This window comes from Streptomyces sp. 135 (assembly GCF_020026305.1).
Taxonomy (GTDB): Bacteria; Actinomycetota; Actinomycetes; order Streptomycetales; family Streptomycetaceae; genus Streptomyces.
This window is the reverse complement of sequence record NZ_CP075691.1, coordinates 6,556,533-6,576,328: the sequence shown is the minus strand read 5'-3', so window position 1 is coordinate 6,576,328 and position 19,796 is coordinate 6,556,533. Positions and strand designations below refer to the sequence as shown.

Below are 19,796 nucleotides of genomic sequence, written 5' to 3'. Positions count from 1 at the left end.
CGCGTGATCGCGGTGGCGACGCCGGAGAGCGGGTCGGTGGGCGAGCAGATACCGTCGCTGCGGACCGCGCGGCCATCCAGCGGGCGGCGACGTCCGGGCCGAACAGGTCGTCCGCCAGTACGTCTCCGGCGGTGTCGGGGATGACGTTCTCCCGGGTGCCGGTGTGCAGGGAGGCGACGGTGACGACGGCCGACCGGTCCGCCGCGACCTCCCGGGAGACCACCGTCCGAAGCCGCATCACGGTCGCGGCGGCCATCACGACCGGGTCCACGGCGGCCTCCGGGCCGATCCGTGCCCGCCCCGGCCGCGCAGGCGTACGGCGAGACTGTCCGAGGCGGCCATGAACCTCCCGGGGCGGGTGGCGACCAGGCCGGCCGGCGCGGGGGCCACGTGCTGGGCCAGGCAGACGTCGGGGCTGGGGAAACGCTCGGCGAAATGGTCCGCGACCATCGCCGGGGCCCCGCCGACCTCCTCCGCGGGCTGGAACACCGCGACGACCGTGCCGCGCCAGGCGTGCCGGTTCTCGGCCGGCGGCGCGGTCGCGCCGAGGAGACAGGTGACGTGCACGTCGTGGCCGCAGGCGTGCGTCACGGGCACCTCCCGGCGCGGCTTCCACGGCTCCTCGATCGAGGTGATCTGCGAGCGGGCGGGCCTGACCCGCGGTGCCTTCTACTCCAACTACCGCACCAAGGAAGGCCTGTTCCTCGCCCTGTTCGAACTGCACGCCGAGCGCGTGATCGACCGTCCGACGCGGGCGCTCGACGAACTCGACACGGTGGACGACCCGTTGCGGGCGGCCCTCACGCGCATGAACACGGTCGACGAGACCGAGCACCGCTGGTACCTGCTGTCCACCGAGTTCACCCTGCACGCCATCCGGCACCCCGACACGGCCCGCATCCTGGCCGACCACGACCGCAGCCTGCGCGAGGAGACCACCCGCCTCTTCGACCGCCTCGGCCGCACGCCCTCGGTCGACCTGGACCTGCTGGCCCGCCTCAGGGGGGGCGTGCGGCAGGCTGACGGCGATGTCGCCGTTCCCCGCGTGGAGTGTGTGCCCGGAGCGGGACTCGAACCCGCACGGCCGCAGAGCGGCCAGAGACTTTTAAGGTCCCGGTGTCTGACCAGTTCCACCATCCGGGCGCGAATGGGAGACGTGAGTACCCGGCCCGGCTTCGGTAGGGACCAGCCGGGTCCGTACCGAAGCCGCGGTCAACGGCGACTGCTCACGCTCTACTCGGCTATGCGGTAGACGGCGTCCTTGAGAGTGCGCACCCTCTCGTAGTCCGCGGTGAGTTGGCGCTCGTCCGGAGCCGTCATGTGAACGCGCAATATGCTGGTGAGCAGACTGTCGGTGGGAACGATCCGGTCGCCGGGCTTCAGTTTGACGGTGACGTGGTGGACGCTCCCCAATGAGCGGATCGAGGCGACGGTCCGTTCGTCGACGGCGCTCACTGTGCCGGTGGCCGTCGTGGGCGCTTCGTAGACGGCGGCAGGCTGAAGCCGGGTGTATGTCCCACGGCCGTACTGTTCCTTGAAGACGTCCGGTCGCAGGTAGGCAAGTGCGGTCAGGCCCGCCTGGTCGTGGCCGAGACACACGTCGTGGAAGCCGGAGTCGATGTGACCGCTGAGCCGGGTGCCGATCTCCACCAGGGTGGGGCCGTCCGGTGTCACGATGACCTCCGCGTGAGCCGGGCCCCAGCGGACGTCGAGGGCGGCGAGGACCTCGTCGATGTATTCGGTGAGGTCGGTGACGAGAGAGTCCTGGCCGTCGAGCAGGATGTCCCGGTCGTAGATGTTCTTGCCGTTGGGCAGCAACGACTTCTCGTACTGCCATACGCCGCAGGTGTACCGCTGCCCGTCGCAGCTGACCGTGTCCACGATGTATTCGGTGCCCGCCAGATAGGACTGGACGAGGATCTCCCGGTTCCGCCTCCCGAAGATGTCGGGGGTGGCGAGTACGGCCTGGGCGGCCCGCGACACCTCTTCGCTGTCCTTGCAGATGGACACCCCGTCGGACGCCGCTGAACTCAGGGGCTTGACGACCACCGGATAGGTGCCGCGCGCCACGGCCCAGTCCACGACGGCCTGCGGGTCCTCGCTCTTGAACTGATCGGCGCAGCGGACGCCGGCCCGGCGCAGGGCTTCGATCATCTCGTACTTGTCCCGGCGGGCCGGGGACAACAGCGTGCCGTTGGAAGGTACCCCGAGGGCCTCACCCAGCTGGTCGGCCAGGGTGACCGCTCCGTCCTGGCCGGCCACCACACACACGGGGTGGTACGGCTTGAGCCGGCGCACCAGGGCTTCCAGGTCGCCATCGGCCCACACCACGTTCTCCACGTACTCCGAGAGCTTCGGAGCGCTCAGTGTCGGCATGAGCTCCGCGGTGCTCTGGACGTGAAGGACCTCGGCACCAAGAGCGGCGAAGGCACTGGGGTAGAAGTTTCCGGCCGAATAGCCGTCGACGACGACAGCGACGGCCGCGCTGCCTTCGAGGTTGTCGGAGAGAGGCATGATTGGTGATCGCTTTCTGTCAGGAGACCCGGATGCGGTCATGAACGGTCGGCTCGGGAGCGGCGGGAGGCGGCTGGAACCCGGGCAGTCCGACGAGGGCCTTGAACCCGACGGCCACCGCGAGTCCGAGAGCCAGCACGGAGAGCCAGAGCGTTCCGTAGCCGAAGGCGCCTGCCAGCACGATGCCCGCGGGGCCGCCGACTGCGGCTGCCGCGTTCCACGCGAAGAACATGGAGCCCTGGTAGGTGCTGACCTTGCCCTCGGGTGCGCGGTTGGCGACGAACCCGGCGGACGTGGGCGCCCAGAGCACCTCGCCCAGGGTCCATACCAACGTGGAGACGATGAAGGCGGGTACGGAATGGGCGAAGGCGTTGGCGCCGAAGCCCAGCGCGATCAGTGCCGCGGACAGCGCCAGTGGTACTTCCTCGCGCATGTTCCGGGCGACTCTCGGCGCCAGCGGCAGCAGGATGACGGAGGCCACCGCGTTCACCGCGAGCACGAGTCCGACCTGGCCGGGGGTCATGCCTTCGCTGCGCATGCCCAGCGGCAGCGAGGAGTTGACCTGGAGGTAGATGCAGGCCATGAGGAAGGTCAGGACCAGGAATGCGACCAGCACCCGTGACCGGAAGGGTTCGGCGATGGAGCGGACTGTCTCCCGGATCAAGGAGGTGTCGGAGGCCTGGCGCCGGACGGTGACGGCGTCTGCGGGCAGTCCGATCAGGAGCAGGCCGTAGAGCGCGCTGCACACGGCCCATACGAGAAACAGCAGGGACGGTGAGAACGCCAGGAGGAATCCGGAGATGACCGGGCTCAGCGACATGCCGATGTTGAATCCGACGAGGTAGAAGCTGTAGGCACGCTCGAAGTCGGCTCGGGGAACGATCTTGTGGATCAGTCCGGCGCTTGCCGGGCGGTCGACCGCCGAGAGGAACCCGGTGACCAGGGCCAGCAGGCACAGCGCGACGATGTTGGTGGTGAAGAGGTAGAGCAGTGCGGTGGCGACCGCGATCGGCTGGGCTCCGACGATCGTGCGGCGCGGGCCGATCATGTCGGCGAGTGCTCCGCCCACCAGTCCTGATACGACGACGCCGATTCCGAACAGTCCGACGATCAGGGGTGTGGTCCGGGCGTCGACCAGTTCCCCCTGCTCCAGGTAGAGCACGAGGAAGGCGGGAGCGAGAATTCCGACGCGGTTCAGCGCCTGTCCGCACCACAGGAGCCAGAACGCCTTGGGGAAGCGCATCAGAGGTCTCCCTTCACGACTGTGCCCGCCGCGCTGCCGACGGCGATCCGTGGGGTGGGGTCGTCCCGGTCCGCGACCTGCGGTGCGGGAGTGGTCACCGGCTGGGCGAAGGCGCTGCGGCGGCGGCCGTAGACCGCGTACAGGAGCAGGCCGGCTCCGAGCCAGATCAGGAAGGTCAACCAGGTGAGCAGGGAGAGGTTGATCATGAGGTAGAGGCAGGCGGCGAATGAGATTCCGGGCAGCAGCGGGACGAGCGGCACGCGGAAGGGGCGGGGCAGTGCGGGCCGGGTGCGGCGCAGGATGACGACGCCGGCGGAGACGAGCATGAAGGCGAAGAGGGTGCCGATGTTCACCAGGTCGGCCAGCACACCTATGTCCACGAAGCCCGACAGGAGCGTCATCACCACGCCGAGCGCGATGAGACTGCGATGAGGGGTGGCGTACCGCGGGTGCACCGCGGCGAAGGCCGGGGGGAGCAGCCGATCGCGGCTCATGGCCAGCAGCACTCTGCTCTGGCCCCTGATGCTCACCATGCAGACCGTGACGAGACCGACCACCACGCCCACGCTGATGACCGCCCCCACCATGGGATGCCCCACGGCCTTGAACGCCTCGGCGACGGGCGCGTCCACCGACAGCCGGCCGTACGACTGCATTCCGGTGAGGACCAGGCTCACCACGACGTACAGGACGGTCACGATCGCGAGCGAACCCAGCAAGCCGATGGGCAGGTCACGCTGGGGCCGTCGCGTTTCCTCGGCCGAGGTCGCCACGACGTCGAATCCGATGTACGCGACGAAGACCATGGCCGCTGCGGTGATGACGCCCGTGATTCCGAAGGCGGACGTCGTGCCCGGGAGGAGGGACTGCAGCAGCGGTGTATGCATCCCGGTGGCTGTCTCCGCCGGGGCGGAGGGCGGGATGAAGGGGCTGTAGTTGGACGCGTCGATGAAGAAGGCGCCCACGACGATGACGAAGAGGACCACCGCCACCTTGACGGCGACCAGGACCCGGGTGGCCCCCTTGGAGACCGTTCCGCCCCGGATCAGCAGTGCGACCAGGAGCAGGATGAGCAGCATGGCGGGCAGGTTCATGACTGAGCCTTCGCCCCCGCGGACCGCTGCGGGCAGGTGGATGCCGGCTGTGTCCATCAGCGATTGCAGGTAGCCGGACCAGCCGACGGCCACGACACACGCGGAGAGCGTGAGTTCGAGCATGAGCGCCCAGCCGATCACCCAGGCGGCCAGTTCGCCGAGGGTGGCGTACGTGAAGGTATAGGCCGAGCCGGCGACCGGAAGGGCGGACGCCAGCTCCGCGTAACACAGGGCGGCGCACCCGCAGACGGCCGCGGCCAGGACGAATGAGACGGCGACCGAGGGGCCCGCCATCTGTTTCGCCACCTGCCCGGTGAAGACGAAGATGCCCGTCCCGAGCACCATTCCCACGCCGGTGACGATCAGGTCGAACCACCCCTGGTCGCGGCGGAGCCGTCCGTTTCCCGCGCTCTCCGCGGATGCGAGAACTTGCTCAACTGACTTGACGCGCATGGAGCTTTATCCTTGTACCCTAAAGATGTACATAGTGACTACTTTCTTGTCATTCGTCGTGTGGGACGACTCATCCGTCGTGTCGGACGACTCAGGCGACCGACGCGAAGACCCCGTCGGCGTGCTCGTCCAGCCATGGCTCGCGGGCGAGGATGGCCTGGTGCAGCTTGTCGGCCATGCGGCCGGGCTCCACGCCGAAGCGGCTGATGAGTGTCGAGCGCAGGAGCCGGAAGGTGGCGAGGGCTTCCGCGGTCCGGCCCGCGCGGTAGAGCGCCGTCATCAACAGCGCTTGGACCTTCTCCCGCTCCGGGTGACGCAGAGCCAGCTGGCGCAGGTCGCTGAGGACCATGAGTTCTCTGCCCAGCCGCAGGTCGATCTCGAGCCTGCGCTCCAGGGTGGACGTCCACGCCTCGTCGAGTACGGTGCCGAGCTCCCGCAGGGCGGGCACGTCGCGCATGTCCGCCAACGCGGGACCGCGCCATAGGGCGAGCGCCTGGCGCAGGCGCCGGGCCTCGCGCTCCAGGGCGTCGCGGCCACCATCCTCGAAGCTTTCCTGATGGTGGGCCAGAGCCCGGAACTCGACCAGGTCGAGGGAACTTTCGCCCAGCCGGAGAATATAGCCGGGAAGGCTGGTCGAGATCCCGTCGGGGTCGAATCCGAAGCTCGTCAGGTGCCGCCGGATCTTGGAAATGTACACCTGTAGGGCAGCTCGGGCAGTCGAGGGCTGACCCTCTTCCCCCCAAAGGTTCTCCGCAAGGCTGGACGCCGACAGGCACTGGTCGTGACGGGTCACCAGCAGAGCCAAAAGAGAGCGCTGCTTGAAGGCTTTTGGGGTGCAGATTTCCTTTCCATCGGACACGACCTCGAAGTGGCCGAGAACCTTGAATTCCATAGGTGGATCCCCCGGGGTGAGAGGCGACTGCGCAAGGGTGGCGCGGTCGACCTCTGGCTACATCTGGACGGCAGCACCCGGTCGGGTGCACCTCCGGCGCGACACAACGTACCTCAGCTGTGAGCTGCAGGTTCCCTCTCGACGACACCCTCGCCTCGGCGTCTTCCCGTGTGCCACCAGGAGAGTTGGGGGGCGAGCGCGCGCACACGGCGACCGATACTTTGGCAACTCTCCTGTCCGCAGCACCACGACGACCCCAGCTTCAGCATGAAGGGTTATCAACAGCGCTCCTCGGCACACCAAAGCGGCGCTGAAGCCGCGGCGAACCAGATCTTTCCTCCGCCCGTTCCGATGATGCACATCCAGGAATGGTCTGCTTATGTTCGGGTGGCCATCAGGGCCCAGTCGCCTACACACCCCGAACGTCTTCGGCTTTCCTTTGAAAGGACTTCCCGTGATTGCGGAGCAGGGCACCAAGAAGATCTCCCCGTTCGACGAGATGGAGAACCCGCGCGTCATCGAGGCGGAGCGAATTACGAGGGACGACCTCCTCTCGCTGGCCCACGGAGAGGCCATCGCGATCGTCGTCCGTGACTACTGCCCCCAGGACCTGTGCGCACGTGCCACACAGCAGCTGCTGCACGACAGCCTCTACGGCGAGTACGCGAACGTGCCCGGTGTGCACAAGTGGGGCCTGAACACGTACGAGGGGCTGTCCAGCAAGGAGCGCGAGCAGCACTACTTCTCGGAGGCCGTGGCTGCCGTCCAGTCGCTGCGGGACGCCTGGGCGCCGTACCTGTCGCCCATCGACCGCCTCCGGCTGGAGCTGCAGGAGGGCTGGCCGGGCGGTGCCAACATGGAGCACCTGGAGGGCAATCCGCTGTTCGTCGGCCAGGCCCGGGTGTTCACCGAGGGCAAGGGCGCGATCCCCCACCAGGACTTCCTGTCCTGGGAGTTGGAGGACCTTCGCCGGGAGGACCGCTCCGACGGCAAGGCCGAACTGCTGACCCAGATGACGGCCAACCTGTACCTGCAGACCGCCGATGAGGGCGGGGAGCTCGAACTGTGGTCGCGCGGTTACGAACACGCGGAGTACGACGTCCTGCGCGCTTCCGCGGACAGCTATGGGCTCAACCGCGACCTGATTCCCGAGCCCGCCGTGGCGCTGAAGCCGACCGCCGGCATGCTGATCCTGTCCCACGCCTCGCGCATCCACGCGGTTCGGCCTTCCAAGGGGCGCGACCGAGCGGCCGTGAGCTTCTTCATCGGAGTACGCGGAACCGAGCAGCCGCTCACCTACTGGAGCTGACCAGCACCGCGGTGGCGCGGGTGCGGCCGTCCGCCGCACCCGCGCCGCGCCGCACGGCACGTGGGTCACCGAGAGAAGAGACGAAGCACTGTGAGTACCGCAGATCTGCTGCCCCGAAGCCGGGCGCTTCATCCGTATGTGCGCGGGCGCCTGGCCGGCCAGTTCGCCGAACTCGCCGCGGGGCAGGCGGACATGGCCGCCACGCTCCACTCGCTCGCTGTGTGCGAGGTACCGATCCCCGTGCGTTCGATGCTGTCCGCTCACGCCGCGCAGTACGAGCGGGAGGCGGCACTGTCCCGCTCCATGGGCCGGAGTCTCGAAACCCCGGAGCGTCCGCGGGAGAGGGCACCGCTGGTACAGCCGTCGTCGCCGCGCCGCGCAGCGGACAGCGAGGACAGGCGGTGGTACGTGCGCGTCAGCACCTGCTATCTCCTGCGTGACGGCGTACTCATCACCACCGCCCTGTCGGCGCTGCACCAAGATCTGCGAGCCGTCGCGGCGTCGGACGATCTCGTGGCGGAGGTCGCGGCCATGAGTGAAGCGGCGGCCGTACGCCGGAACCAGGCATACGCGGTGGTGCGAGATGCTGTCCGCGATCACGGCTCAGGAATCTCCGCGGCAGCCCTCAGCCGGATCGACGACCTGGTACGCGAGTTGGTCGGGCCGGAGCGGACCGGGGCGATGCCCACGAATCCCGTGGCGCTGAGAGACAGGGCCGAGGCGCTGGTCAGGTGTTGGGACGCGGCGTGTGAGCGGGCAGCCGAACTCTTCGCCTCGCTGGGACTGCCCGCACAGGGCGACGAGGTGAGGAGGCGCTGGTACATCGCCGCGCTCGACGCTCTCGCGGAGCATGACCGGCGGTGGGGGCGGAAACACTGCGTGACGCAAGCCGCCGCTGCGGGACTGCTGCCGCTCACGCTGCCCGGCGCGCAGCCGGCACACGCGGCCGCGAGTCTGCTCCGCCCAGGCGACTGAAGGCGAAGGCCGCCGACAGCAACGTCATGTGATGGTGCCAGCCGGGATAGGAACGGCCCTCGAAGGCAGCCATACCGAACTCGTCGGTGAGGGCCTTCATGGCTGAGGAGGCATCGGCATGCCTGCTCAGCCGGTACAACTTCTCCGGAGTCTCTTCGACGAGGTTGGTGATCCACAGCCGGTCCTGCTGCCCCGGCGCCGAGACGGAGAACAGGCGGCACTCGGGCAATCCGGCCGCCACTCCCGGCAGACCGACCGATCGACTGCGCATACGGATGCCGCTTCGGCCCACGGAATCCTCCACCGTCCCCTCAAGCCCCAGGAGGCGACGCGCACCGAGCACTGGTCCGGAACGAGTCCGCGCCGGGAGGCTGTCCGGTACGGCGACGACGAAGTCGTAATGGCGCGCTCGCAGTGTCCGCAGGAGCCATCCGACCCCCTGCTCGTGGGAGAGATCGGTCACCAGGGGACGCGGGGCGGACCCGCTGTCGGCGACCAGGGAGTCCACAAGTTCGAGAACGTGGCCGACCAGCGTGGTGTCACGAACGGCCGCAGGGATTCTGGTGCGCGCGCGCAGTTCTTCGTCCTGCGCCCACCTGCCCGGCAGGAGCAGCCTCCACGCGACAGGCATGTGCGCCTGCCTGCCGGCCAGGAACATCCCGATGCCCGCTTGGCAGTTGACGGTGCGCCCCCGTTCGGGGAGGAAGCGCTGGTGCACGCCCGCACAGTGCTCTCCACGCCTCGCCACTGTCGCCATCCCGACCACCCAGGCGCGGACGCGGTCTCGCTCCTCCACCCACTGCAACAGCGAGCGACGGACCGGAAGCCAGTCCCACGGGCTGGCGTTGACGAACTGGTGGAAATTATGAGCCGCCTCCGGCATACCCACGGAATCCGCCAGGTTGCGGCCCGATTTGCGCCCTGGAGCGGTCAACAGCGCCCGGGTGTAGACGTGCGCCCACTGCCGCTGATCGGCACGCGGCAGTGCCGCGAAGATCTCCTGGGTAAAGCGTTGCAAGGGCTCGCTGTCTCGCGATGCTGACAGCTGAGCCACGTTCGGCGGTGTCATGATCGAACTGTCTTTCCGTGAACTGGATCCGGGTGCTGGACGGGGTCCTCACCGGCGACCGAGGTGGCCTCCCGCGCGTCATCGACCTCGGGCGGAGCAGTGGTCCGCAGCCGCAGGAGGATGCCTGGAGCGGCCAGGCCCGGGAGGACGAGCCGCCACAGCGCGGAGGTCCGGGCGAGCAGGTCCCGGCGGTCGCTGTAGACCTGCGACATCACCTGGAGACCGGTGAACGACCCGACGATGGTCTCGGCGACTTCCTGGAAGTCGGTGCCCGGCAAGAGCTCACCCTGCTGCCCGGCCTGCCGCAACAGGTCTGACACCGCCGCGACGGACTGCTCGTAGGGGGTGCGGGCCGAAGGAGTGAACGACGACTGCTCGACAGCGAGCCGCACACTGGCCCGCAGAAGGGTGTCGTACTGCAGTTGGTGTGCGAAACCCAGCGTGAGATCGATCGCGGCCTGCAACCGCACTTCCCGGTAGGGAACCGCCAGGGCTTCACCATGGGCCTCTATCAGCGCTGAGGCGATCGCTTCCTTCGAGGGGAAGTGGTGGTAGAGAGCACCGCGGGTGAGGTCGGCCCTGGCAAGGATTTCAGTCGTGCTCGCCGCGTCGTACCCGCGCTGGTCGAACACGTGGGCCGCGGCCTCAAGGATCGATTGCCGGGACCTGATGCCACGCTCTTGTTGCGCCATCGCGTCTCCTCACTTCCTCTTGGCAGAACCAAGCGAACTTGTCTGCACCTTTTCGGCTTCGCGTGGCCGTTGCGCGCGAGCGGGTGTCGCGGCTTCCACGCACAGGGTTCGAGGGCGTGTACGGCATGCTCGCATCCTGTCGTCACCAAGGCCTCGTCGCCGACACCCCCTCAGTGTGCCAAATCCGCAGGTCAGCGCTACCTGTCTCGATGACGGAGAGGTCACGCGCCCCGCGGCACGACTCACGAAGGCGTAGGGAAATCCACGGCGCGCCGCGCGGGACAGCTCTGCGGAGGGCCACCGGCGAACTGTTATGCCGCTCACCATTCGAGACATTACCAGGCATGCTTGTCTGGTAATCACCCCTCTCCGGTAGAGGAACACACCCCGGCAAGGACATACAAGCAAGCATCGAAGACCCTCTCACATGCGAGTAAACAGAACTTATCGGACCGTTGGGGCTGGCCAATCCCATCGAGTCACACCGGCAGGGGTACCGAAGGCGGGCAAACCGCACACACAAACCAGGTAGGGCTGCCTGGTTCTGATGGGTTCGCTGGTCGGAGGGCCGGTATGGCTGCCTCTATCTTTTGGCTGCACACGTTCCGCCCCGACGGGGCAAACGGGCCCAACCCGTCACACTCCGTGCCCAGAAAGACAGGAGCGCCTGAAATGCTGAGTGCCATTCCCGCGCCCCGGATCGACACCGCCCCTTCGCCGAGCCCCTGGTCCACCACGACGGTTCCCCGCGGGTACGTCCACCGCGCCGCCGTGGCGGAAGTACTACTCACCGGGTGGGAAAGCGCCGGAGGTTCCGGAACAGGCCCACAGGACTCTTTCCTCGTCAGGGCGCAGTGGCCCCGGGGGCACGCCCTCTTCGCTCCCTCCGGTGGCCACCAGGACCCGATGCTGTTGATCGAGTCGATCCGGCAGGCGGGAAGCCTGCTGTCCCACGCCGAATACGGAGTTCCCTTCGGACATCAGTTCCTGATGTGGGACATGTCCTTCACCGCCGAACCCGCCGCGTTCACGGTCGGCCCCACCCCGACCGAGGTCGAACTGCACACGATGTGTCACGACATCGTTCGGCGCGGCCGGACCATCGCCGGCATGCGCTACACCGTCTCCGTCCTGCGTGACGGACACGCCGTTGCCGTCGGTGGCGCACGTTTCAGCTGCACCAGCCCCACCGCCCACCGCCGCCTGCGCGGCGAACGGCCCACCGCGACGGAGGGCGCCCTTCCCCCTGCGGTCGCGCCCGCGGCCGTCGGCCGCACCTCTCAGAAGGACGTCCTGCTGGCCGCGCCGGCACAGGGCGAACCGCATTGGGAGCTGCGCATCGACACCGACCACCCCATCTACTTCGACCACCCGGTCGACCACATACCTGGCATGGTGCTCATCGAAGCCGGTCGGCAGGCGGCACGCGCCGCGACCCACCGGCCCGACGCGATCCTCGTCGGGATGGAGAGCACGTTCACCCGCTACGCAGAACTCGACGCACCGTGCCGGATGGAAGCGGAGGTCGAGGGTCTGGACTCCGACGGCCATCTCCGTGTGCACGTGACCGCGGTGCAGCAGGGCACGCAGGTCTTCAACGCCGACCTGACACTCCGCGATCCGAGCTGATGACGGCGATCCCTGGGACACCCCCTGTCCGCACCGTCCTGGTCACCGGCGCCGCGGGCTTCATAGGCAGCCACGTGGCACGCGAGGCGGCCTTCTACCGGAACCTGCGCCTCGTGCTGATGTCACACCGTCGGCCCGTGTCCGTCACAGCCCGCCGCGAGCGCGTCGTTTCAGCAGATGTCTCCGACCCCCGTTCACTCCACGGCGCCCTTGACGGCGTCGACGTCCTGCTGCACTGCGCATCGCACATCGGCCCGACCACCGAACTGAACAGGTCCGTCAACGCGGAGGGAACCCAGAACCTGGTCAATGAGGCTCTCCGAGCCGGAGTGAAGCGCATCGTGTACGTAAGCACCGCATCCGTCTACGGCAGAGGCACATTCCGGAACGCCACGCCCTTCCAGCTCACCAGAAACCCCGGATCCCAGACCTCCCTCACCCGGGCCGAGGCGGAAGACGCGGTCTTCGACGCCGGTGGCATCGTCCTTCGCCCTCATCTCGTCTACGGCGAGGGGGACACCTGGTTGCTGCCGGGCCTGGCCCGACTCCTCCGAGCCCTGCCCGGCACCGTGGAGGGCTGGACCGCCAAACTGTCCGTCATCTCGGCCCCGGATCTTGCCCGCCTGGTGGTGGCCAGTGGTCTCGCACAGGCGGAGCGACTGTCGACAACCGCGTACCACGCCAGTCATCCTGCCCCCCTCCAGGCGTCCACCCTGCTCCGCGCGGCGGCCACGCACTACGGGATTCCCTGGCCGGATCAGGACCTTTCCCGTTCCCGCGCCCAACAGATCCTGGCCAAGGAACCTTCGCGGCACGGCCTGGCAATGCTGACGACCGACCACTGGTTCGATGGGACGCACCTCTGGCAGGACCTCCAACTGGCCCCTGGCCCAGGCTTCGAGGCGGGACTCCAACTCAGCCGCACGCGATCCCGGGATGCTGCCCTTCGGACGGGCTGAGCAGTTCAAGAGATTCGGGGCCGGCCCGTAACGTCCACACCGCACATAATGCGCGCGCACGGAACCGCAGGTCAGGAGCCATCAGGTCACCTGGGAGATGCGGGCGATGTCGGGCGCCGCGATCCTGCACGGCGACAGCGACAGCGCCCCCGTGATCAAGCAGGGCTTCAAGGGCAAAGGTGCAGGAGATGCCGCCGGGGAAGAAGTGGCCGGTCACCTGCTCATCCGTTCGGTCGCTGTCTGCTCGCACACCTCCGGCGGCCCGCATCAGATGGATTCCATCCGTTCTGCCCGGGTCTCCGGGTGAGAAGCCGACCGTCGGGTACGCGAGAAGTCACCGTGGACCTGGAAGGAGATCACCATGCCGCAGGGTTCCAGCCCCAAGCGAGAGCGTCAGTACGAACACATCAAGGAGGGCGCCGAGAAGCGCGGCACCTCCAAGGGGCGCGCAAAGGAGATCGCCGCGCGCACCGTGAACAAGGAGCGGGCCCGCTCCGGTGAGTCGAAGACCGCGAGCAAGGCGTCCACCCAGGACAGGAAGTCCGCCTCGCAGCGCGGCGGCGAGCGCTCGCACAGCGGCTCCCAGGGGCCGACGAAGGACCAGCTGTACGAGGAGGCGAAGAAGCGCGGCATCGACGGCCGTTCGTCGATGAACAAGGACGAGCTCGCCAAGGCCCTCGGCCACTGACGCCGCCGGTCATCACCACGTCCGACGTCTGAGCGCCTCCGCGTAAGTAGGGCGGAAGCGCGACAGACGTTCCTTTTGTACGTTCCTTTTGTGCCCCCCTGTGTACCTGTGTCCCCGAGTCGAGGAACGGTGTCCCGATGACCGAGTACGAACGTTCGCGCACGATGCCCGCACTGCCCGAGCACGTTTTCGAGCAGGCCGCCGACGTCGACCAGATGGACGCGTGGCTGCCGCAGGAACTGCACGTGGACGCCGGTGAGCCACCCGCCGTCACCGTGCACGAGGACCGCACCGACCAGGACGTGTCCGCCCTGCTGCGGGCCCGGCGCGACCAGATGCGGCTCGAGTGGGGCACCCGCGAACAGGGCGGCTACACCGGCTGGCTCCAGGTCGCCGGCATGGACAGCGGCACCAGTGAGGTCACGGTGCACCTGTCGTTCTTCGAGGAGGGGCACGACCCGGGGGAACAGGCCGTGCGCACCGCCCTTGACCGCAGCCTCCAGCGGCTGGAGGAACAGGTGCGGCTGCGCGTCGACAACGCGGCCGGCTGAGGACCGGTTCCTGGAGCCGACGAGGCTGTCGAAGCCCGCGTCCGGGAATCAGGCGTCCGGGTGGCTGCCGTCGAAGTACTGCTCGGACTCCGCCCAGACGTCACGGGCGAGTTCGCGGGCCTGCGCGTCGGCCTCGGTGTGGTCGAACTCCCAGTGCACGCCGCCCCACAGGCGCGATTCGCCCACCTCCTGGGCCGCGTCGGAGAACGTGTCCCACTTGAGCGCGATGTCCTTCGACGGCATGCCGGTCTCGATGCCCGAGCTGCCCGCCTTGATGACGCCCGTGCCGCCGTACTCGTCGGACCCGGTGAACTGCTCGAGGATCTCCGCCCCGGCGGCCGTGAAGCCGGTGTGCCCCGAGCCGTAGGCCGCGAAGGCCGGCGTCTTCAGGTACGGCTGCCACTTGGCGCCGTCGATCACCTTGGTGCCCTGGCCGGGGCCCGCGTAGCCGCGGATCCTCTTGCCGTCCATCGCGTAGCGGATCATGGTGATCGGACGGCCGTAGTCGAAGTGGACCTTGGTCTTCCAGTCGACGACCGCCTCATCGCCCTCCGCGATGTTCAGGGCGAAGAACATCTTCACGTCCTGGTCGAGGCTGTGGTGGTCGCGCTTGGACACGAAGGCCGCCCACTCCTGCGGGATGGACGAAGACGAGGTGTCCCGGTACTGCCAGAACTCGGCGAGCGCCTTCTGACGCTCCGTCAGACTGGCGTTGATGTGCATCTGTTGGGCTATCGCACGCTTCGATGCGGCGCTGCCGTACTTCGGGGGCGCCGACGGGAGGTAGCTGTCCACGTCGTTGATGACGAACGGCTTCGACGCCGCGAAATGCGGGGTGAGGAAGTTGTGCGTCATGCCGTTCAGGGTCAGCGGCGTCCACCGGCTCGGGTCGACGATCTTGCTCTTGTCGAAGTGATTCACGTCCTGCGCCGGGTTGACCGGCTTGTAGAAGCCCTCCGGCGACGTGTACGGCGGGTTGCCCAGCTGGTTGGAGCCGTCCTGGTGGCGGACCTCCAGCAGCGCGTCGGTCGCCTCGACCGCCACGGCGGCGGGCGTTCCCGCCGCGGCGGTGCCGGCCTCCGCCGCGTCGTAGCCGAGCGCCGCGAGCTTGGCGTCGAAGGTCGCCCGCTGCTGGGGGAACAGGTCGCTCAGCGCGCGGTGCGCCGCGAAGCTGACCGCCTTGCGCTTGTTGGCCTCGGTGCGCTCCACCTCGGGGCGGCGCAGGTCACCGCCGAGCTGGGTGCCGACGGCCTTCGCGTCGTACGCGGCCCAGGCGTCGTACATCGCGTTGTGCACCACCGCGAGCGTCCGGCCGCCGACCGGCGGCGGAGTGGGGTGCATGGAGCCCTGGTTGTTCACCGCCATGGCTTCGCTGATCAGCTTGTTCCACTGCAGGACGACGTTGTCGCCGTCGGCCCGCGCCTGAACGGCGAACGGGGTCGGCCCGGCGTCGCCGGCCGCCGCGGACGCGGGTCCGGTGACCGTGGTGGCGAGACTCATGGCGGTGAGGGAACCGAAGACCGCCCAGCGCTTGAGGGAGTTCGTATGGAGAGGGATGGACTTCATGACGGTGTCACGGAGCCTTTCTCAATGGTGGGGTGAGGAGTGGGGTGGGGTGGGGTGAGGAGTGGGGGGCGGGCGGCGCCGTCGGCGGGTTACTCGGGCCAGCGCGATTCCGTGATGACGTCGACGAAGTTCGGCCGCACGTAGCCCTCGGTGTAGCGCGCGAGGACATCGGCCTTGATGTTGCCGAAGGTGGTGTCGGGGCGGTGCGCGATGCCGTCGTTGAAGGCCTGGAGGATCCGGCGCTTGAAGTCGGGGCGGGGGTGCGCCGCGACGACGGCGGCCCGCTGCTCGTCGGCGATGTCGTCGTAGCCGATGCCCAGGACGTCGAGCTCGACACCGGCTGTGACCAGGGCGATCTCGGGCGCCATGTAGGTGGGGATCTCGGGGGTGGTGTGCAGGGCGATGGCCTCCCACACCACTCGGGCCGCGTCCTCGGTGACGCCGCGCGCCAGGAGGAACTCCTTGGCGTCCTCGGCGCCGTCGATCTCGAAGCGACGAGTGGACGTGCGGTGCTTCTCGGTGAGCCCGAGGTCGTGGAACATCGCGCCCACGTAGAGCAGTTCGGCGTCGTACGACAGACCGCGCCGGTTCCCCTGCAGCGCGCCGAAGAGGTACACGCGGCGAGAGTGGTGGAAGATCAGTTCGTCGGCCGTGTCCCGGACCAGCTCCGTGGCCTCCTTGGCCAGGACGCTGTCGGGCACCTTGATGTCGGCAATGGTCATGTGTGCTCCTGAGGGCGGGTTCAGTGGAGAAGGAAGGCGCGGCGCGCCGTGGTGGGCGACTTCGGAGTGCGGCCCGGAACAGGTGTCCGGCGCATGCTCGTCGGCGACGGGCAAGACAGTAGGTACGCGGTGGGCGGCGGCACAGGACGCGGGCCGGGACTTCGTCAACTGGGCTGTACGCGGGAGGGATTCGGCCCGCCCTGCCCATGGGTTCGACCCGCCCTGCCCATGGGTTCGCTGCCGGCGGGGAGACTTGACAGAGCCTGCGGGGGTCGGTGTTCCGGCGGCGCGGCTCTCTCTAGGATCCACCGCATGATGAGCCAACGGGCCGTCGGCCTCGTGGAACAACTCGCCGCCGAAGGGGTCCAGTCATGGCTGGCCGTGGAAGGCGGACCACACATCGCCGTACCGGACCAGCTCCCGCACACCCTCCGGGCCCCGGCCGGCGTGCTGCTCCCCGCTCACGCACCGCCCGACCCGCAGGCGGTGCGGCGCCTGTGCGAGCGGGCGCGGGCGGCGTCCGTGCCCCCGCTCGTCGGGTCGTCGCCCGGACTGGTGTCGGCTCCGGTCGATCCCGCGTACGCCGATGACGCCCCGTCCCTGGTACGGGCCGCCCGATCGCTCCGGGCGGCCGTGGACCGACCGAACCTGCTGGTCCAGATTCCGGCCACCGAGGCGGGCCTGGAGGCGATGAGCGAGTGCCTCGCCCTGGGCATCAGCGTCAACGCCACGCTGATCTGCACGGTCGAGCAGGCCGACCGGGTCTTCGACGCGCTGCTCGACGGCATGGAGCGGGCCCTGGTCGCGGGCACGGCTCCCGTGGAGACCCGGGTTCTCCTGACCTGTCCGGTCGGCCTCTTGGACGACGTCGGCGTACCGGACGTCGGCGTGGCCACCCCCGGCATCGCGATGGCCCGGCTCCTGTACGCGCTCCGCGAACGACGCCTGAGGAACGCGTGGTGGAGGGTACTGCGGGCCGGCAGCGTCGCTCCCCCGACGCTCCTGTGGTCGTCGCTCCGGACACACCACCTGCCCCGGCTCATCGGCTGGAACACGGGCGTAGCCCTCACCGCTCACGAGCTGGAAGCGGCGGCGTCCGGCGTCGAGTTGGCGGGTGACGTCATGCCGGGCGTGCGGGAGGGGGAAAAGGAACTGCTGCTGTGCGGCGCGGGTGGCGGGGCCGGCCCCCGGACGGCTCCGGATCTGCTCGCGGCGGAGCTGACCCGGTGCCGCGACGCCTGGCACGCCGCCGCCCGCTGACCGGTGCCGAGCAGTGGGCAGGGACGGACTCGCGTGGGACGGAGGCACAGGGCTCAGCCGTCCGTCCGCCGGCCCGGCGTCCGCGCGGTGAGCTCCGCCCCGGTCAGCGTCCGCAGCGGCACCGCCTTCACCATCGTCTCCGCGAACTCCTCGGCCGGGTCGGACAGCGTGACGATCGCTCCGCCGACGCCGTAGGTGACCCGGTCGTCGGTGACCACGGCGGTCCGGATGACGACGCTCAGATCAGCCGCTCCCGACAGCGAGAAGTAGCCGAGGGCGCCGGAGTAGACACCGCGCGCCCCGCCTTCGAGCCGGTCGAGTACGCGCATCGTGCGCACCTTCGGGGCGCCGGTCATGGAGCCGGCCGGGAAGGCCGCCCGCACGCAGTCCACGGCGGTGCGCCCCGGGGCGAGCCGCCCCTGCACGGTGCTCACCAGCTGGTGCACGGTGGCGTACGTTTCCACCTCGAACAGCCCGGTGACCCGTACGCTGCCGGGTCGCGCGCAGCGCCCTATGTCGTTGCGGACCAGGTCGACGATCATGAGGTTCTCGGCGCGGTCCTTCTCGCTGCCCAGCAGATCGGCGACGTGCGCGGCGTCCTGGGCCGGGCTCTCCCCGCGTGGTCTCGTTCCCTTGATGGGCTTGGACTCGATCAGCCCGTCGGCCGAGACGGTCATGAAGCGCTCGGGCGAGGTGCTCAGGACCGAGAACCCGTCGAACTGGAGCAGCGCGCCGAACGGCGCGGGGTGGGCGCGGCGCAGCAGCCGGTACCCCTCCCACGGGTCGAACGTCCCGTGCACCCGGGCCTGGTTGGTGAGGCACACCTCGTACGTCTCTCCCGCGGCCAGTTCCTCCCGGCAGGCGTCGATGAGGTCCAGGTAGGCGGCGCGGTCGTGGCGGAGGCGGAGGCCGTGCGCGTCGGCGGGCGGCACGGGTGCGGCGAGCCGTGGGCCGGGCGCGCCGCGGAGCAGGGCCTCGGTGGCCGTCAGCCAGTCGACGGCGGCATCCGTCCGCTCGGCCGGGCCGTCCTCGACCAGGGCGAGCAGATGGGTGAGGCCCGTCAGGTGGTCAAGGACCAGGGCGCGGTCGGCGAAGACCATGACGGCGTCGGGCTGCGGGGAGCGGTGCACCGCTTCACCGCCGCACTGGGCCTTGAGTTCGTAGCCGAGACATCCGACCCAGCCGAGCGCGAAGCCGCCTGGCAGGTACGGGAGTTGCACGCTCACGCCGTGCAGGTCCCGGTCGAGCCAGTCCAGGAAGGAGCCGCCGACCACTTCCGTTCCCGCGCGTGAGGTCACGGAGACCGTGCCGCTCGCGACGTCGGCGGTGGCCACGCGGGCCAGCGGCCCCGAGGCGTCGCCCAGCACCGAGAACCTGCCGCGGGCCGGGTCGAAACGGCTGCTGTCGAGCCAGAAGGCGTGGGCGTTCGGGCGGAAGAGACGGTCGTACGTCTCCTCGGCACCCCAGCGGGTCGGCAGCTGCCGGGTGAGCACCCGCAGCTTGCGCGGGGCCGACGCATCCGGTGCCGCGGGTGGTGAACCGGCGGCCACGCGCCGCCCGACCCCCACGGGAACGGGACGCCCCGCCCCACACCCACGCGACAACTCGGCGAAGTTGCGCATGAGTTGCAAGCCGTGCTCCGTGCAGATGGACTCCGGGTGGAACTGCACCCCCCACATCGGCCGGGTCCGGTGGCGAAGGCCCATCAGCACGCCGTCCGGGGTCCACGCGGTGGCGGCCAGTTCGGCCGGCAGGTCGGTGACCGCCAAGGAGTGGTAGCGGACGGCCTCCAGCGGCGAGGGCAGTCCCCGGAACAGTTCCCGCCCGTCGTGCAGGACGGGGGAGAGCCGTCCGTGGTGCGGTTCCGGTGCCCGGTCGATCCGCGCGCCGTGGGCCAGTCCGATGCCCTGGTGGCCGAGGCAGATGCCGAGCAGCGGCAGTTCGGTGCGCTCGACGATCTCCCGGCAGATCCCGAAGTCACCGGGGCGGCGCGGGTTTCCGGGGCCCGGCGAGATGATCACGCTGTCGAAGCCGGACAGCATGCCGGTGCGCCAGTGGGGGTCGTCGTTGTGGACCACGACGGGCTCGTTGCCGGTCGCTTCGGTGACGTAGTGGAAGAGGTTGTACGTGAAGGAGTCGTAGTTGTCGACGAGCAGAGTGCGCACGAGTGTCTGTTCCAG

The 19,796-nt window shown here is 69.1% G+C and carries 17 protein-coding genes, 1 tRNA gene and 2 pseudogenes; 9 read left to right on the top strand and 11 right to left on the bottom strand.

The features are described from left to right. Positions 1 to 127: 127 nt before the first annotated feature. Positions 128 to 600, bottom strand: a pseudogene (locus KKZ08_RS29605) (M20/M25/M40 family metallo-hydrolase); the annotation flags it as partial. Between KKZ08_RS29605 and KKZ08_RS38730 the strand changes: the two are divergent. Continuing rightward, a pseudogene (locus KKZ08_RS38730) lies at positions 557 to 658 on the top strand (hypothetical protein); the annotation flags it as partial. The pseudogenes KKZ08_RS29605 and KKZ08_RS38730 sit on opposite strands and share 44 nt — an antisense overlap. 397 nt (positions 659 to 1,055) lie before the next feature. On the opposite strand, the gene KKZ08_RS29595 reads toward KKZ08_RS38730, so the two are convergent. The 5 genes from KKZ08_RS29595 to KKZ08_RS29575 all read right to left on the bottom strand — a co-directional run bounded on the left by KKZ08_RS29595 (position 1,056) and on the right by KKZ08_RS29575 (position 6,196). Further along, positions 1,056 to 1,143: transfer RNA gene (locus KKZ08_RS29595), tRNA-Leu, on the bottom strand. A gap of 90 nt (positions 1,144 to 1,233) precedes the next feature. Beyond that, complete coding sequence (locus KKZ08_RS29590; protein WP_223777336.1) at positions 1,234 to 2,514, bottom strand: ATP-grasp domain-containing protein; 1,281 nt, start codon at positions 2,512 to 2,514, stop codon at positions 1,234 to 1,236. A 19-nt stretch (positions 2,515 to 2,533) separates the two neighbouring features. Then, positions 2,534 to 3,757 (bottom strand): MFS transporter, encoded by a 1,224-nt coding sequence (locus KKZ08_RS29585; RefSeq protein WP_223777335.1) that lies wholly within the window; start codon positions 3,755 to 3,757, stop codon positions 2,534 to 2,536. Further along, entirely contained in the window at positions 3,757 to 5,304 is a 1,548-nt protein-coding gene (locus KKZ08_RS29580) for an amino acid permease (protein WP_223777334.1), read from the bottom strand. The genes KKZ08_RS29585 and KKZ08_RS29580 overlap by 1 nt, the downstream gene beginning before the upstream one ends. A 91-nt stretch (positions 5,305 to 5,395) precedes the next feature. Then, positions 5,396 to 6,196 (bottom strand): AfsR/SARP family transcriptional regulator, encoded by an 801-nt coding sequence (locus tag KKZ08_RS29575; RefSeq protein WP_223777333.1) that lies wholly within the window; start codon positions 6,194 to 6,196, stop codon positions 5,396 to 5,398. Between the two features lie 454 nt (positions 6,197 to 6,650). Here KKZ08_RS29575 and KKZ08_RS29570 point away from each other — a divergent pair, with 454 nt between their 5' ends. Then, complete coding sequence (locus KKZ08_RS29570; RefSeq protein WP_223777332.1) at positions 6,651 to 7,505, top strand: 2OG-Fe(II) oxygenase; 855 nt, start codon at positions 6,651 to 6,653, stop codon at positions 7,503 to 7,505. Between the two features lie 90 nt (positions 7,506 to 7,595). Continuing rightward, complete coding sequence (locus KKZ08_RS29565) at positions 7,596 to 8,480, top strand: hypothetical protein (RefSeq protein ID WP_223777331.1); 885 nt, start codon at positions 7,596 to 7,598, stop codon at positions 8,478 to 8,480. Here the strand turns inward: KKZ08_RS29565 and KKZ08_RS29560 are convergent. Together KKZ08_RS29560 and KKZ08_RS29555 are read right to left on the bottom strand one after the other, a co-directional pair. Further along, entirely contained in the window at positions 8,419 to 9,549 is a 1,131-nt protein-coding gene (locus KKZ08_RS29560; protein WP_223777330.1) for a transposase, read from the bottom strand. The two genes, KKZ08_RS29565 and KKZ08_RS29560, sit on opposite strands and share 62 nt — an antisense overlap. After that, positions 9,546 to 10,241, bottom strand: a complete 696-nt coding sequence (locus KKZ08_RS29555) for a ScbR family autoregulator-binding transcription factor (protein ID WP_223777329.1) — start codon at positions 10,239 to 10,241, stop codon at positions 9,546 to 9,548. The genes KKZ08_RS29560 and KKZ08_RS29555 overlap by 4 nt, the downstream gene beginning before the upstream one ends. Positions 10,242 to 10,814: 573 nt before the next feature. On the opposite strand from KKZ08_RS29555, the gene KKZ08_RS29550 reads away from it, so the two are divergent. From KKZ08_RS29550 to KKZ08_RS29530, 5 genes are all read left to right on the top strand, one after another. Continuing rightward, on the top strand, positions 10,815 to 11,870 hold the full coding sequence (locus KKZ08_RS29550; protein WP_346657900.1) for a ScbA/BarX family gamma-butyrolactone biosynthesis protein: 1,056 nt from the start codon (positions 10,815 to 10,817) through the stop codon (positions 11,868 to 11,870). Continuing rightward, positions 11,870 to 12,829, top strand: a complete 960-nt coding sequence (locus KKZ08_RS29545) for an NAD-dependent epimerase/dehydratase family protein (RefSeq protein WP_223777327.1) — start codon at positions 11,870 to 11,872, stop codon at positions 12,827 to 12,829. Before KKZ08_RS29550 ends, KKZ08_RS29545 begins: the two co-directional genes overlap by 1 nt. Before the next feature lie 106 nt (positions 12,830 to 12,935). After that, a complete protein-coding gene (locus tag KKZ08_RS29540) occupies positions 12,936 to 13,136 on the top strand; it encodes a hypothetical protein (RefSeq protein ID WP_223777326.1) in 201 nt (66 codons plus the stop codon). A 54-nt stretch (positions 13,137 to 13,190) separates the two neighbouring features. Then, positions 13,191 to 13,517: a plasmid stabilization protein gene (locus tag KKZ08_RS29535; protein ID WP_223777325.1), complete on the top strand. Its 327-nt coding sequence runs from the start codon at positions 13,191 to 13,193 to the stop codon at positions 13,515 to 13,517. A 137-nt stretch (positions 13,518 to 13,654) separates the two neighbouring features. After that, complete coding sequence (locus KKZ08_RS29530; RefSeq protein ID WP_223777324.1) at positions 13,655 to 14,068, top strand: SRPBCC family protein; 414 nt, start codon at positions 13,655 to 13,657, stop codon at positions 14,066 to 14,068. A 48-nt stretch (positions 14,069 to 14,116) separates the two neighbouring features. Here KKZ08_RS29530 and KKZ08_RS29525 read toward each other — a convergent pair whose 3' ends face one another. Both KKZ08_RS29525 and KKZ08_RS29520 read right to left on the bottom strand, forming a co-directional pair. Then, on the bottom strand, positions 14,117 to 15,634 hold the full coding sequence (locus KKZ08_RS29525) for a vanadium-dependent haloperoxidase (protein ID WP_223777323.1): 1,518 nt from the start codon (positions 15,632 to 15,634) through the stop codon (positions 14,117 to 14,119). Positions 15,635 to 15,723: 89 nt separating this feature from the next. Next, positions 15,724 to 16,356 carry an HD domain-containing protein gene (locus KKZ08_RS29520; protein WP_223777322.1) on the bottom strand — a complete coding sequence of 211 codons (633 nt, stop codon included), beginning with the start codon at positions 16,354 to 16,356 and terminating at the stop codon, positions 15,724 to 15,726. A 312-nt stretch (positions 16,357 to 16,668) separates the two neighbouring features. On the opposite strand from KKZ08_RS29520, the gene KKZ08_RS29515 reads away from it, so the two are divergent. Beyond that, positions 16,669 to 17,616, top strand: coding sequence for a transaldolase family protein (locus tag KKZ08_RS29515; protein ID WP_223777321.1), 948 nt, complete (start codon positions 16,669 to 16,671; stop codon positions 17,614 to 17,616). A gap of 53 nt (positions 17,617 to 17,669) precedes the next feature. Here KKZ08_RS29515 and pabB read toward each other — a convergent pair whose 3' ends face one another. Next, positions 17,670 to 19,781 (bottom strand): aminodeoxychorismate synthase component I, encoded by a 2,112-nt coding sequence (pabB, locus tag KKZ08_RS29510; protein ID WP_223777320.1) that lies wholly within the window; start codon positions 19,779 to 19,781, stop codon positions 17,670 to 17,672. Between the last annotated feature and the right edge of the window lie 15 nt (positions 19,782 to 19,796).